Source organism: Demequina pelophila (genome assembly GCF_000971175.1).
GTDB lineage: Bacteria > Actinomycetota > Actinomycetes > Actinomycetales > Demequinaceae > Demequina > Demequina pelophila.
This window is the reverse complement of sequence record NZ_BBLY01000010.1, coordinates 1-12,903: the sequence shown is the minus strand read 5'-3', so window position 1 is coordinate 12,903 and position 12,903 is coordinate 1. Positions and strand designations below refer to the sequence as shown.

Genomic DNA, 12,903 nt, shown 5'->3' with positions numbered 1-12,903 from the left:
GACGGGGCGCCCTGCGACCGACTAGCGTGGACCCATCCGACACGAGGGAGCCGCCATGTCCGTGCCCGCCGTCCCCGAGGGCTACACGCGCCACATCATGAAGAGCAAGTTCGGCGCGGGCCGCGACTTCCGCGTCTTCGACCCGGCGACGGAGCAGGACCTCTTCCTCGTCGACGGGAAGATGGGACCGCGCCCGCGGGCGGACATCCTGGCGCCGGACGGCACCAAGCTCTACGAGGTGACCGGCAGGATGCTTGGCATCCCCAAGCGGATGGACGTCACCGACGCCGCCGGCAACCAGGTGGCACACCTTCGCGCGCAGCCGTTCAAGTTCGTGCGCGACAAGATCGACGTGACCCTGGCCTCGGGCGAGGAATGGCTGCTCGAGGGCAACCTCATGGAGAAGGACTACACGCTGCGCAACGGCGACGGCGGCGTCGTCATCCAGATCACCCAGAAGTGGCTCGCCATGCGCGACCGCTACACCGTCGACGTGTGGCAGGGCGTGGACCCGGGCATGGCGTTCGCGCTGGTGTGGGCGATCGACCGCTGGGTCGAGCGAGACTGAGACCTGACGCGCATGCGACTGCCATCAGGGGGCGTGCGCACGGCTGCGGGATGGGAGCGCGCGGTACCGGCGGCCATCATGAGCGCCGCGTTCCTCGCGTTCTTCGATCGCGCGCTGACCGCCCCCATGATCACGCGGACGGCCGCGGACCTCGGAGCCTCCCCCGAGGAGGTGTCCCACACCATCACGGTCTACGTGCTCGCCTACGCCGGCGCCCAGGTGCCGTGGGCGGCGCTCGTCGGCCGGATCGGGCAACTGCGCACCCTGGCGCTCGCCAGCGGGCTCGCGGCGGCGGCGACGCTCGCGGCCGCGACCGCGACCAGCATCACGACGCTCACCGTCGCGCGCGGCATCGCGGGCGCCGCGCTGGCCGCGATCGTCCCCACGATCCTGGTGCGCATCGGCGAGCAACGGGACCTGCGGGCGCGGGGCGTCGCCACCGTCAACCTCGCCACGGCGCTCTCGCTCGGCGTGGCCGTCGGGACGGCCCTGGCCGCGGCGCTGGCCGACTGGTGGTCCTGGCGGCTGGCCTTCGCCGCCAGCGCCGCGCTGGGCACCGTACTGTGCACCCTGTTCGCGCTCGCACCCCCTCCCGCGGAGGGGATTGCTCGAGTGTCGTTCCTCGCGTCGATACCCCGGATCGCTCGCAACCCCTGGGCCCATGGGGTGCTCGCGCTCGCCGCGGTCGAGGGCGCCCTGCTCGTGGGCGTCATCAACTACATCCCCGTCGCGCTCGAATCGGTCGACGTGGCGGTGAGCCTGGCCGGCCTCGCGGTGGCGTCCTTCGGGATCTCCGTGGTCGCCTGGGCCCCGGCGGTGCGCGCCCTGGTGATCCGGCTGCCGGCGTGGGCGCTGCTCGCCGCCGGGGGCGGCGCGGCGACCGCCGGCTACGCGATCCTCGCCGGCGCGATCTCGCTCGCGACCGCGGCTGTCGCGGTGATAGCCCTGGGATTCTCCTGGGCCTGTGCGCACACGCAGCTGCAGGCCTGGGCGACGGACGTGATGACCGGGGCGAGACCGCTGGGGATGGCGCTCTTCGGCGTCGCGCTGTTCGGCGGCGGCGTGGGGGGATCCGCATTGGGCACGTGGTCGGTCGCCGCCGACGACTTTCCGGCGCTGTTCGCCGCCTCCTGCGCGATTGCGGCGGTGTTCGCCGTCGCCGCCGGGACGCTGCGCCTGCGCTACCGCACGGCCGCGGTGGCGGTCGGGTGACCGGTGCCGGGCGGTTGCGGTCGAGCGCCCGCGAGCGGGCAGCGAGTCAGGACTCGGCGCTGGGCGAGGGCGACGCGGATGCCGACGCGGACGGCTCCGGCGACGGGTCGAGCGGGTTGTCCGGCAGGTTGCGCGGCGCGGGTCGCGGCGTGATCAGGCTGACCGGCAGGCACTCGGCGTTGGCCGAGAGCGCCAGGTCCGGCGACAGCTCGGGCGCGAGCGCGTCGCGCAGCGCGGGCGCCTCGGCGAAGCCGTCACCCAGGATGACGTCGACGAGCGTGCCCTCGCGGTTGTCGAGCACCAGTCCCGCGGACTCGAACTGACGGGCGACGGTATAGGCGTGCTGCACGCCGGCCGCGCCGAAGACGATGCGCACGTTGTCCGAGTGCGTGAGGCTCCAGTTGCCCACCGCGACCTTGACGAATCCACGGCTCTCGAGCGTGTCCATCGCACGTCCCGCCAGGCCGTTGACGTCCGTGCCGTTGAGCACGCGCACGGCCACCTGGTCCGAGGGCAGCGGGTACGAGTCCGGCGGGGGGCAGGCCAACGTCACGTCCGACTCGAAGGCGCCCACCGGGGTGGTGAACGGCGCGGAGAACGGACCCTCGACGTCGCCGCGGTACACGCCGGCGGCAAAGAGTCCGGCGATCGCGACCAGGATGATCAGGACGCCGAAGACGATGATCTGGCGCTCGCGGCGGTGACGGCGCACGCGTGCGCGCCGGACGTCCGTGCGGCCGTCGGCAGGCTGATTCACGTGCACCGTCCCGTCGCGTCGGCCCTGCAAATGGCGGAGGATAGGGGATTCGAACCCCTGAGGGCTTGCACCCAACACGCTTTCCAAGCGTGCGCCATAGGCCACTAGGCGAATCCTCCAAGCCCGGCAATGGTACCCGACCTTGGGCGGGACCACGAAACCGGGCCGGAACCCCCGGCCGAGCCGCTAGAATGATCGGCGACCCCTCACGTGGCGATATCTCGCCCAACTCCCCCAGGTCAGGAATGAAGCAAGGGTAAGCGGGCTCTGTCGGGTGCGTGGGGGGTCCTTTCATGCCCTGGGGACAGCCGCATCGGCGCGTCGGACCCCGCGACTAGAGTCGTACCCGTGACCACCGCGCTGTACCGCCGCTACCGCCCCGACGCCTTCGCCGACGTGGTGGGGCAGGAGCACGTCACCACGCCGCTCATGCAGGCGCTGCGGGCGGACCGCGTCAACCACGCCTACCTGTTCTCCGGGCCGCGCGGCTGCGGCAAGACCACCTCCGCGCGCATCCTCGCCCGCTGCCTCAACTGCGTCGAGGGCCCCACCGACACCCCGTGCGGCGCGTGCCCGTCGTGCGTCGAGCTCGCCCGCGGGGGCGCCGGCTCGGTCGACGTGGTCGAGATCGACGCCGCGTCGCACAACGGCGTCGACGACGCCCGCGAGCTGCGCGAGCGGGCCGCCTTCGCCCCGGCGCGCGACCGCTACAAGATCTTCATCCTCGACGAGGCGCACATGGTGACCACGCAGGGCTTCAACGCCCTGCTCAAGCTGGTCGAGGAGCCGCCGCCGCACATCCGCTTCATCTTCGCGACCACGGAGCCGGAGAAGGTCATCGGCACCATCCGCTCGCGCACCCACCACTACCCGTTCCGCCTGGTGCCGCCGCCGGTGCTCACCGACTACCTGCAGACGTTGTGCGAGGCCGAATCCGTCTCCGTCGAGTCCGGGGTGCTGCCGCTGGTGGTGCGCGCGGGCGGCGGTTCGGTGCGCGACTCGCTGTCCGTGCTCGACCAGCTCATGGCCGGGTCCGACGCCGCGGGCGTCACCTACGAGCGCGCCATCACGCTCCTGGGGTTCACGGACGCGACCCTCCTGGACGATGCCGTGGGCGCGATCGCCGCGGCCGACGGCGCCTCGCTGTTCGACGTGGTGAGCCGCGTCATCGCGACGGGGCACGAGCCGCGCCGCTTCGTCGAGGACCTGCTCGAGCGCCTGCGCGACCTGCTCGTGCTCGCGGCGTCGGGCGACGCCGGCGCCCGCGCGCTCGGCGACATGCCCGAGGATCAGCTCGCGACCATGCGCGAGCAGGCCCGGTCGCTGGGCCTGGCCCGCGGCTCCGCGGCCGCGGATCTGGTGAACGACGCCCTCACCCACATGGTGGGCGCCACCTCCCCGCGCCTCCACCTCGAACTCCTGTGCGCACGTCTTCTTGCGGCCGATGCGGGGGTCGCCGGGGCGGTCGCCGCACCTGCCACGGGGATCGTCGCTCCGACACAGGCCGCATCGGCACGGCCCGTCTCGGCTCCGGCCCCTGCGCAGGCCCCGGCCGCCGAGCCGGTGGGCGATGCCGCCTCGGCCCGCGAGGCTGCGATGGCCGCAGTGAGGGCCGCGAACCGTCCGGCCGCGAGCCCGGCCGCGAGCCCGGCAACCGTGCCGCAGCAGGCACCCGCGCCCGCGCCCACGCCGACCCCGGCCGCGACCGCCCCCGCCCCGACCGCCCCGGCCCCGGCCCCGGCCCCGGCCGCACCGCCGCAGGACGAGGACCCGTGGGCCGCTCCGGCACCCTCCCCGACTCCGGCACCGACCGCTCCGACGCGCCCCACCCCGGCCGCGAACGCGCCCGCCGCCCCGCCTGCTCGCCCCCCAGCGCCCCAGGCCGCGGCGGCGTCGAACGCTCCCACAGCCCAGCCGAGCGCACCGGCACCGGCGAGCACCCCTTCCGGCGCGGGCGGCGCGGCCGACACGGAGCTGGTCCGTCGGCGCTGGCCGGAGGTGCTGGGCACCCTCGAGCGCCGTCGCGTCACCTGGGCGATGGTGAGCCAGAGCGCCCAGGTCGCCTCGGTCGAGGGCGGCGTGCTCACGCTGGCCTTCGACAACGCGCCGCTGGCCGGGCGCTTCGATGGGGGAAATCACAAGGAGAACGTCGCGCTCGCCGTGCGCGAGACCCTCGGGCTGCAACTGCGCATCGAGGCGATCGTCGGTCCGGTGCCGCCCGCGCGGGGAGGAACCGGCGCATCGGCCCCGGCACCCGCCGCAAACGGACCCGCCGCGACCCGGCCGACCCCGTCTCCCGCCGCCGCCCCGAGCGGGCCCCCGCCCGCCACCGCTCCGTCCAGCCGACCCGCCGCCGCGGCGACCCCCACCTCGGGCGCGGCCGCCGTCATGGCCGCCGTCGCATCGGCGCCGCCCCCGCAGCCTCCCGCGGACGTGCCCCCGGACATCGAGCCGCCGTTCGACGAGGAGGAGATCTCCGACGACGACGCCCGTGCCGAGGAGTCGCAGCTGAGCGCCACCGAGGTGGTCGCGCAGATGCTGGGCGGCACGATCATCCAGGACTGAGCCGGGCACCAGCCGGGCACGAGCGGGTTCCGGGTCTGCCAACGCCCGGCGCGCGGCGCATCGGCCGATGTCCCCGGGCGGGCCTACCCTGGTCCCCATGTACGAAGGCGCGGTCCAGGACCTGATCGACGAGCTCGGCCACCTGCCGGGCATCGGCCCCAAGAGCGCGCAGCGCATCGCCTTCCACATCCTGGGCGCGGATCCGGCGGACGTCCAGCGCCTCGCCGCCGCGCTCACCGCGATCAAGGACCGCGTGCACTTCTGCGAGGTGTGCGGCAACGTGGCGGAGTCGACGCGCTGCCGCATCTGCGAGGACCCGCGCCGCGCCGACAACGTCGTGTGCGTGGTCGAGGAGCCCAAGGACGTGGCCGTCATCGAGCGCACGCGGGAGTTCCGCGGCCGCTATCACGTGCTCGGCGGCGCGATCGATCCCATGAACGGCGTGGGCCCGGACGACCTGCGCGTGCGGGAGCTGCTCACCCGCCTGGGCGACGGCGCGATCGAGGAGGTCATCCTCGCGATGGACCCCAACATCGAGGGCGAGGCCACCGCGACCTACCTCGCGCGGATGCTGTCGCCCATGGGCGTCACCGTCACCCGCCTGGCCTCCGGACTGCCGGTGGGCGGCGACCTCGAGTATGCGGACGAGGTCACGCTGGGCCGGGCGTTCGCCGGCCGCACCGCGGTCAAGTAGGGGCGCCGCGGCCTCACAGCGCCGCGCCCGTTAGGCCACCCGCGTCAGGCCACCCGCGTCAGGCCACACGCGTCCCGCCGCGCAGCGTCCGGTACGGCACCCGCAGCCGCCGGATCGCGATCACCAGCGACCCCGCGAGCAGCAGCGCCTGCACCGCGAGACCCAGCCACGGGCTGCGCTCCATCAGCGCCGACTCCTGCTGCCGCTGGGCCCACGAGTCGCCCCCGACGTCGATGCCGCCGGACGCGATCGCCGCGCACTCGTCGTAGGAGCGGGCCTCCTCGGGCCCGAGCCTCGCCGAGCCCACCGCCTGGTGGATCCCGGAGAATGCCCCGGGCGCGGCGCGGCCGTCCTCCTCCCAGGTGAGCGGGTCGATGACGGGCGCGGTCTCCGCGAGCATCACGGCCGGGTTGAGCAGCAGGATCCACGCGGCCAGCTCGGTGCGCGGCGAGGTGTACGTCCACGAGTCCTCGATGCACTCGACCTCGTCGATGAACTCCTCCGGGTTCTGCCACTGCTCGTCGGTCTCGAAGGCCGGCCAGCGGTTCGTCACGGTCTGGGTCACGGACGGCAGGAGCGGCTGGATGAAGAAGTAGACGAGCAGCGTGCCCACCAGCAGGAACGCGGTGGTGAGGTGCGCGAGCGACACGGACGCGACGGCCCGGGCCGCGAGCGCCGACCACGCGAGCCCGATCGCGGTGGCGACCAGCACCGCGAGCACGATCGCGGCGAGCACGATCGCCAGCTCCCCGACCGTCCATCCGGACCGGCTGAAGGCGTACGCGAGCACCGGCACGGTGGTGACCAGCACCGCGAGCGAGTACGCCCACGCCGCGAGCAGCTTGCCCAGGGCGAGGTCCCCCGCGGTGAGCCGGGTCATCTGGAGCGGGGCGAGGACACCCTCGGTCGAGTCGCCGTTGATCGACGTGGCCGAGAGCGACGGGCCGATGAGCATGCCGGCCGCGAGCGCGAGGATCAGCGTGAGCTCGAGCGGGGTCGAGGTCAGGTCGCCCGACGCCTGCCACGCGACCACGCCGCTGAGCACCAGCACCGAGCCGACCGCCGCCCCGTAGAAGATCCGCCCCTTGGGCGAGGGCCGGCGCCGCAGCAGCTCGATCCGGGTCGCGAGCGCGATCCCCTTCAGGCTCGGCCGCCACGGGTTGCCGCGCCCGGGACGCTCGGCGGGGGACGATGCGGTGGCCGGGGAGGCGCCCGCCCCGCCGCCGTGCGGGTCGGGGGCGGCGCCCTCGTGCTCGTCGACAGCGGTCATCGCCGCTCCTCCTCCATCGCCATGTACGTCTGCTCGAGCGCGCTGCCCGCGGGCGCGAACCGGTGGATCCGGTGCCCCTGGCCGATCATCCACGCGAGCGCCGCCGCGGCCTCCTCCTCGCCGGACAGGCTCACCACCAGCCCGTCGCGATCGTCGACCTCCACCCGGGCGGCGCGCAGGTCCGCGGCGAGCGCAGCATCGTCCATCGAGCCGATGCGATAGCGGGCCCGGGCGCGGGCGACCTCCTGGGCGACCTCGTCGCCGAGCGTGCGGCCCTTGGACATGAAGACCGCGTCGTCGACCATCTCGTCGAGCTCGCTGAGGACGTGGCTCGAGATGAGCACGGCGCGCCCGTGGGCCGCGAGGTCGCGCACCAGGTGGCGCAGCTCGACGCGCGAGCGGGGGTCGAGGCCGTTCGCGGGCTCGTCGAGCAGCACCACGGCGGGGTCGTTGACGAGCGCGCGGGCCAGCGACAGGCGCTGCTTCTGGCCGCGCGACAGCACCCGCGCGGGGCGGTCGGCGAACTCGCCCAGGTGGACCAGGTCCAGCAGCGTGGCGGCGCGTTCGCGCGCCTGGGCCCGAGCGAGGCCGTAGGCGCGGCCCACGAGTGCGAGGGTCTGCGCGCAGGTCACGTTGTCCCACGTGCCCAGCTGATCGGGCATCCATCCGATCGCGTCCCTCACCGCGGCGGCGTCCGTCCGCGGGTCCGCCCCCTCCACGCGGATCTCGCCGGAGTCCGGCCGCAGCAGGCCGGCGAGCATGAGCATGAGCGTGGTCTTGCCGCAGCCGTTGGGGCCGATCAGCGCGGTGACCGTCCCGCGCCGCACCTCGAGGCTCGCGGCGGCCACCGCCTGCACGTCCCCGAAGGCGCGCGCGACGTCACGCGCCTGGACCGCCGGCTCCGCACCGTCTCCCATGGGTTCCCTCCGCCCGAGGGCCGCGGAGCGCGGGTAAGATCCCGGCGCCGACGACCGCGCGCCCAGCATGGCAGGGCGCCTCCCGCGCGGGCAATGACGGACTGGTCCGGACGCTCCTCGGGGAGGCCGGGCCCCGCGCCTCGGGGCGCCGTGACCGGCCCTCGCGGAGGCCCGCCGCTGCGCTATCGTCGCGGGTAGCGGGTTCACTGACTTGCGCGTCCGACCGAAGGAGTTCCGATGCCCCGTCCCACCTCCGACAAGCGCGAGCGCCTCACCACCGCCGCCTTCGAGCTCACCCGCGAGAGCGGCGTCGCCGGCTGGACGCTGGCCCACGCGGCCGAGCGCGCCGAGGTCGCCGCGGGCTCCGTCTACTACCACTTCAAGTCCAAGGACGCCCTGGTGCGCGCGGTGCTCGACGCCCTGGGCGCGCGCCTCGACACCCGCCTGGCGCAGTGCGCGGCGGCGGACGGCCCGAAGGCCCGGCTGATCGCCTTCGTCGACTCCTACGACGCGGACCTGGAGGAGGCGCTCCGCCACGGCCCCGTGCTGGGCTCGCTGGGCCCGGACCTCGCGCGCCCGTCGGCGGGCCTCGCCGAGGAGGTGGCCGCGCTCTACGAGCGCGTGCTGCGCTGGCTCCAGGACCAGTTCGAGGCGCTCGGCTACTCCGAGGGGGCGGCACGCGGACGCGCGCTGCACCTGTTCACCGGGCTCGAGGGCGCCGCGAAGCTGTCGCACCTGCTGGGCGCGGCCGAGGCGCTCGACCTCGAGGTGGCGCACCTGCGCCGCTGGGTGGAGCGCGCCCAGCCGGCCTGAGCGAGGGGCTCCGCCGCAGCCTGGGGCGGCGAATCGACAGGAAATGCGGGGCCGCCGGGTGCTCGGGACCGGGCGCCCGTAGAATGGACCGCGCTGTCCGCGTCCCGGGCATGCGCACCTACCAGGAGTTCCTACATGCCCCTTGTGGTCCAGAAGTATGGCGGTTCGTCGGTCGCCGATGCGGAGGCACTGCGCCGCGTCGCCCGCCGGGTCGTCGACACCGTCCGCGCCGGGAACGACGTGGTCGTCACCGTGTCCGCGATGGGCGACACGACCGACGAGCTGATCGACCTCGCCAACGAGGTCTCGTCCGCGCCCGACCCGCGCGAGATGGACATCCTCCTCACCGCGGGCGAGCGCATCTCGATGGCGCTGCTCGCCATGGCGATCCACGCGCAGGGCGTGCCGGCGCAGGCGTTCACCGGCCCGCAGGCCGGCGTCATCACCACCGAGCACCACGGCCACGCGCGCATCATCGACGTGGCCCCCGGCCGCCTGCAGCGCGCGCTCGGCGAGGGCCGCGTCGCGATCGTCGCGGGCTTCCAGGGCCTCAACCAGGAGACGCAGGACGTCACCACGCTGGGTCGCGGAGGCTCGGACACCACCGCCGTGGCGCTCGCCGCCGCGCTCGGCGCGGACGTGTGCGAGATCTACACGGACGTGGACGGGGTCTTCACGGCCGACCCGCGCATCGTCCCCGCCGCCCGCAAGCTCGACCGCATCACCTACGAGGAGATGCTGGACATGGCCGCCTCCGGCGCCAAGGTGCTCATGCCGCGCTGCGTCGAGTACGCGCGCCGCTTCAACGTGCCCATCCATGTGCGCTCGTCGTTCTCCGGTCTTGAAGGGACCTGGGTCGTGGGCGAGACTGAAGAAGGAGACGAGATGGAATCGCCGATCATCGCGGGAGTCGCGCACGACCGCTCCGAGGCCAAGATCACCGTCACGGCGGTGCCCGACGTGCCGGGCTCGGCCGCACGCCTGTTCGAGGCCGTCGCGCGCGCCGGCGTCAACATCGACATGATCGTGCAGAACGTGTCCGCGACCAACACGGGCGTCACGGACATCTCCTTCACGCTCCCCCAGGCCTCGATCCCCGAGGCGCTCGCCGCGATCGAGGCCGACGCCGAGCACATCGGCTTCGCCTCGCTCACCACGGACGACACGATCGGCAAGATCTCGCTGATCGGCGCCGGCATGAAGTCCAACTCGGGCGTGTCCGCGAAGTTCTTCGCGGCGCTGCGCGACGCGGGCGTCAACATCGAGATGATCACGACGTCGGACATCCGCATCTCCGTCGTCACCCGCGCGGACCACCTGGACAAGGCGGTGCGCGCGGTCCACACCGCCTTCGACCTCGACTCCACCGAGGGCGAGGCCGTCGTATACGGAGGTACCGGCCGATGACCCTGACCCTCGCCATCGTGGGCGCCACCGGCCAGGTGGGCGCCGTCATGCGCACGCTCGTCGCCGAGCGCTTCCCTGAGGCGCGCGTGCGCTTCTTCGCCTCGTCCCGCTCCGCGGGCAAGGTGCTCCCCCACCTCGACACGGAGGTGACGGTCGAGGACATCGCCTCGGGCGACTACGCGGGCATCGACATCGCGCTGTTCAGCGCGGGCGGTGCCGCGTCGAAGCAGTACGCGCCGGCCTTCGCGGCCGCGGGCGCGATCGTCATCGACAACTCGTCGGCCTGGCGCAAGGACCCCGAGGTGCCGCTCGTCGTCGCCGAGGTCAACCCCGGCTCCCTCGACATCATCCCCAAGGGGATCGTCGCCAACCCCAACTGCACCACCATGGCCGCGATGCCGGTGCTCAAGCCGCTGCACGACGCGGCGGGCCTCGAGCGCATGGTCGTCTGCTCGTACCAGGCCGTGTCCGGCTCCGGGCTGGCCGGCGTGCGCGAGCTCCATGGCCAGGCCCAGGCCGTGGTCGAGGGGGCCGATGCACTGGTCCACGACGGCGCGGCGGTCGAGTTCCCGTCGCCGGACGTCTACGTGGCCCCCATCGCCTTCAACGTCCTGCCCATGGCGGGCTCGGTGGTGGACGACGGCTCGAACGAGACCGACGAGGAGCAGAAGCTCCGCAACGAGTCGCGCAAGATCCTGGAGCTGCCCGAGCTCATGGTGTCCGGCACGTGCGTGCGCGTGCCGGTGTTCACCGGCCACTCGCTGTCCATCAACGCGGAGTTCGAGCGCGGCATCACCCCCGCGGACGCCTACGAGATCCTCGCCCACGCCCCCGGCGTGCGCGTCGAGGAGGTGCCCACGCCGCTCGCGGCCGCCGGCGGCGACGTGTCGCTGGTGGGCCGCATCCGCCAGGACCAGTCCCTCGAGGGCACGCGCGGCCTGGTGCTGTTCGTCGCGGGCGACAACCTGCGCAAGGGCGCGGCGCTCAACGCGGTCCAGCTCGCCGAACTGGTCGCCGCGAAGATCGGCGCCGCCGCGTAGTACGCGAACGCGCAAGCGGGGGCCGATGCGACGCATCGGCCCCCGCTTGCGTGACAGGGATGGTGGCGCCGCTCAGCGCCCGCCTCCCCACACGTCGACGTACATGCCGACCGGCGGGCTGCCCGCGACGATGAAGTCGTCGCCCTCGTCCGGGATGCCGATCACGAGCGTCCCGGATGAGTAGGCGCGCACCTGCACGCGCGATCCGTCGGGCGCCGTCAGCGACGCCCGGATGCCGTTCTCCTCGTGGCGGACGCCCGTGGTGAACGGGTAGTAGTCGGGCGCCGTGTCCGGCCCCACGTAGTCGGTGCCGCCGCGCATCCACAGCCGGCCCGTTCCGGAGCCCACGAGCTCCTGCGGAACGCCCGTGCAGTACTCGCCCAGGAAGCCGAAGATGTCGCCAGTGTCGAACTCCCACACCTCGATGGGGACGCGGGTCTCGAGCCAGAACCGATCGGTCGTGCCATCGGCCGGGATCGGCCCGTTCGGCTGCACTCTCATGGCCACGGGCGGGATCGTGGGCGGGCCCACCTCGGGGTCGGCCGCACACCACTCGGCGGCGCTCGCGCCCGCGAAGACCACGTAGTCGGGGCCGCCGGGGTCGAACGAGTTGTCGTAGATCTTGGTGGTGGTGTACTCCGGCTGGAACACCCGATGGTCGTCGCCCGGCGTCGGCTGTTCCGGAGCCGCGGAGCTCGGCGCCGCGACCGCGAGCGTGAGGCCGATGGCCGCCGCGACGGACATCAGCGCGCGCGAGGTCCTGGTGCGTGTCATGATTCCCTCCCCCAGGTCCTGAGACCTCCGGCGAGCGCCTCCCCCTGTGGCAACGCTCGCGAATCGCGGACAGCGCGGCGGTCCCGCGGGACCTCCTTCGACCGTAGGCCCGGAACGCGGATCCCACAATCCCGACATTTCCTGGACCCTCCGAGTGCGGGCATGGCGGTCACCCGCCCCACACGTCGAGGCTCACCGCGAGGGGCGGCCCGTCGAACTCGACGCGCTGGGCCGGCGTGCCCGGGTTCACCACGCGATACTCGAGGTCCGCGTAGCCGCGCACCTGCACGCTCGACCCGTCCACCCCGGGCAGGGAGGCGCGCACGCCGTTCTCCTCGAGCCTCGCCGCGACCGTCTCGCCGGCACCGTTGGTGGAGTACTCGTTGGTCCCGCGTCCCCAGAGGACGCCGGCACCCGCGGCGTACAGCGTGGGCTCGAGGCCGTCGCAGACGGCGTCGAGGAACACGTACGCGTCGCCCCCGTCGTACTCGTAGACCTCGACGGGCACCCGCGTGGCGCTCACCCAGAAGCGATCCTTACTGCCGGGCGCGAGCAGCGGCCCGTCAGGCTTGACTCGGAGCGTGCCGAAGACCGTGTCGGGCTCGGACATCCGGTCCGGGCAGTAGACGGCGATGTAGTCGGCCAGCGCCGCGCCCGCGAAGGCCACGTAGTCGCCCCCGGGCCCCGTGACGGCGTTGTCGTAGAACTTCGAGCCGTACGCGTTCGGCATCGAGATGACGCGCTGATCATCGCCAGGCGTCGGATGTGGCGGCGCGGAGGCGCCGGGCGCGGCCAGTGCCGCGGTGAGTCCGATCGCCGCGGCGACGGACAGCAGTGCACGGACGAGCACAGTGCGTGCCATGATCCTCTCCCCCCGGTGTCCGCG

The 12,903-nt window shown here is 73.6% G+C and carries 12 protein-coding genes, 1 tRNA gene and 1 other RNA gene; 8 read left to right on the top strand and 6 right to left on the bottom strand.

Going from position 1 to position 12,903, the window contains the following annotated elements:
• Positions 1-55: 55 nt before the first annotated feature.
• Together AOM03_RS12020 and AOM03_RS12015 are read left to right on the top strand one after the other, a co-directional pair.
• Positions 56-568, top strand: a complete 513-nt coding sequence (locus tag AOM03_RS12020) for an LURP-one-related/scramblase family protein (RefSeq protein WP_062381699.1) — start codon at positions 56-58, stop codon at positions 566-568.
• Between the two features lie 78 nt (positions 569-646).
• A complete protein-coding gene (locus AOM03_RS12015) occupies positions 647-1,780 on the top strand; it encodes an MFS transporter (RefSeq protein WP_062381697.1) in 1,134 nt (377 codons plus the stop codon).
• Positions 1,781-1,826: 46 nt separating this feature from the next.
• Here AOM03_RS12015 and AOM03_RS12010 read toward each other — a convergent pair whose 3' ends face one another.
• Both AOM03_RS12010 and AOM03_RS12005 read right to left on the bottom strand, forming a co-directional pair.
• Entirely contained in the window at positions 1,827-2,537 is a 711-nt protein-coding gene (locus tag AOM03_RS12010; RefSeq protein ID WP_162197285.1) for a LytR C-terminal domain-containing protein, read from the bottom strand.
• A 31-nt stretch (positions 2,538-2,568) separates the two neighbouring features.
• Positions 2,569-2,656, bottom strand: a tRNA-Ser gene (locus tag AOM03_RS12005).
• A 78-nt stretch (positions 2,657-2,734) separates the two neighbouring features.
• Between AOM03_RS12005 and ffs the strand changes: the two genes are divergently transcribed.
• From ffs to recR, 3 genes are all read left to right on the top strand, one after another.
• An RNA gene (gene ffs, locus AOM03_RS12000) (signal recognition particle sRNA small type) lies at positions 2,735-2,831 on the top strand.
• Between the two features lie 54 nt (positions 2,832-2,885).
• Positions 2,886-5,102, top strand: a complete 2,217-nt coding sequence (locus AOM03_RS11995) for a DNA polymerase III subunit gamma and tau (protein ID WP_062381693.1) — start codon at positions 2,886-2,888, stop codon at positions 5,100-5,102.
• 97 nt (positions 5,103-5,199) lie between these two features.
• Complete coding sequence (gene recR, locus AOM03_RS11990) at positions 5,200-5,796, top strand: recombination mediator RecR (RefSeq protein WP_062381692.1); 597 nt, start codon at positions 5,200-5,202, stop codon at positions 5,794-5,796.
• A gap of 58 nt (positions 5,797-5,854) precedes the next feature.
• On the opposite strand, the gene AOM03_RS11985 is transcribed toward recR, so the two are convergent.
• Both AOM03_RS11985 and AOM03_RS11980 read right to left on the bottom strand, forming a co-directional pair.
• Positions 5,855-7,066, bottom strand: a complete 1,212-nt coding sequence (locus tag AOM03_RS11985; protein ID WP_062381689.1) for an ABC transporter permease — start codon at positions 7,064-7,066, stop codon at positions 5,855-5,857.
• Entirely contained in the window at positions 7,063-7,983 is a 921-nt protein-coding gene (locus AOM03_RS11980) for an ABC transporter ATP-binding protein (protein ID WP_062381688.1), read from the bottom strand. The genes AOM03_RS11985 and AOM03_RS11980 overlap by 4 nt, the downstream gene beginning before the upstream one ends.
• Positions 7,984-8,220: 237 nt before the next feature.
• On the opposite strand from AOM03_RS11980, the gene AOM03_RS11975 reads away from it, so the two are divergent.
• The 3 genes from AOM03_RS11975 (at position 8,221) to AOM03_RS11965 (ending at position 11,243) form a co-directional block, all read left to right on the top strand.
• Positions 8,221-8,796 (top strand): TetR/AcrR family transcriptional regulator, encoded by a 576-nt coding sequence (locus AOM03_RS11975; protein WP_062381687.1) that lies wholly within the window; start codon positions 8,221-8,223, stop codon positions 8,794-8,796.
• Between the two features lie 135 nt (positions 8,797-8,931).
• Positions 8,932-10,203 (top strand): aspartate kinase, encoded by a 1,272-nt coding sequence (locus AOM03_RS11970; RefSeq protein WP_062381685.1) that lies wholly within the window; start codon positions 8,932-8,934, stop codon positions 10,201-10,203.
• Positions 10,200-11,243, top strand: a complete 1,044-nt coding sequence (locus AOM03_RS11965; RefSeq protein ID WP_062381683.1) for an aspartate-semialdehyde dehydrogenase — start codon at positions 10,200-10,202, stop codon at positions 11,241-11,243. Before AOM03_RS11970 ends, AOM03_RS11965 begins: the two co-directional genes overlap by 4 nt.
• 72 nt (positions 11,244-11,315) lie before the next feature.
• On the opposite strand, the gene AOM03_RS11960 is transcribed toward AOM03_RS11965, so the two are convergent.
• Entirely contained in the window at positions 11,316-12,017 is a 702-nt protein-coding gene (locus AOM03_RS11960; RefSeq protein ID WP_156157748.1) for a hypothetical protein, read from the bottom strand.
• A 169-nt stretch (positions 12,018-12,186) separates the two neighbouring features.
• Positions 12,187-12,879: a hypothetical protein gene (locus AOM03_RS11955; protein ID WP_156157747.1), complete on the bottom strand. Its 693-nt coding sequence runs from the start codon at positions 12,877-12,879 to the stop codon at positions 12,187-12,189.
• Positions 12,880-12,903: the final 24 nt, after the last annotated feature.

Bases quoted from the DNA above. Each gene is read 5' to 3' on its own strand.
- recR (WP_062381692.1), top strand. From the start codon at position 5,200: ATGTACGAAGGCGCGGTCCAGGACCTGATCGACGAGCTCGGCCACCTG.
- AOM03_RS11980 (WP_062381688.1), bottom strand. From the start codon at position 7,983: ATGGGAGACGGTGCGGAGCCGGCGGTCCAGGCGCGTGACGTCGCGCGC.
- AOM03_RS11960 (WP_156157748.1), bottom strand. From the start codon at position 12,017: ATGACACGCACCAGGACCTCGCGCGCGCTGATGTCCGTCGCGGCGGCC.
- AOM03_RS11955 (WP_156157747.1), bottom strand. From the start codon at position 12,879: ATGGCACGCACTGTGCTCGTCCGTGCACTGCTGTCCGTCGCCGCGGCG.
- AOM03_RS12020 (WP_062381699.1), top strand. From the start codon at position 56: ATGTCCGTGCCCGCCGTCCCCGAGGGCTACACGCGCCACATCATGAAG.
- AOM03_RS11965 (WP_062381683.1), top strand. From the start codon at position 10,200: ATGACCCTGACCCTCGCCATCGTGGGCGCCACCGGCCAGGTGGGCGCC.
- AOM03_RS11985 (WP_062381689.1), bottom strand. From the start codon at position 7,066: ATGACCGCTGTCGACGAGCACGAGGGCGCCGCCCCCGACCCGCACGGC.
- AOM03_RS11970 (WP_062381685.1), top strand. From the start codon at position 8,932: ATGCCCCTTGTGGTCCAGAAGTATGGCGGTTCGTCGGTCGCCGATGCG.
- AOM03_RS11975 (WP_062381687.1), top strand. From the start codon at position 8,221: ATGCCCCGTCCCACCTCCGACAAGCGCGAGCGCCTCACCACCGCCGCC.
- AOM03_RS12015 (WP_062381697.1), top strand. From the start codon at position 647: ATGAGCGCCGCGTTCCTCGCGTTCTTCGATCGCGCGCTGACCGCCCCC.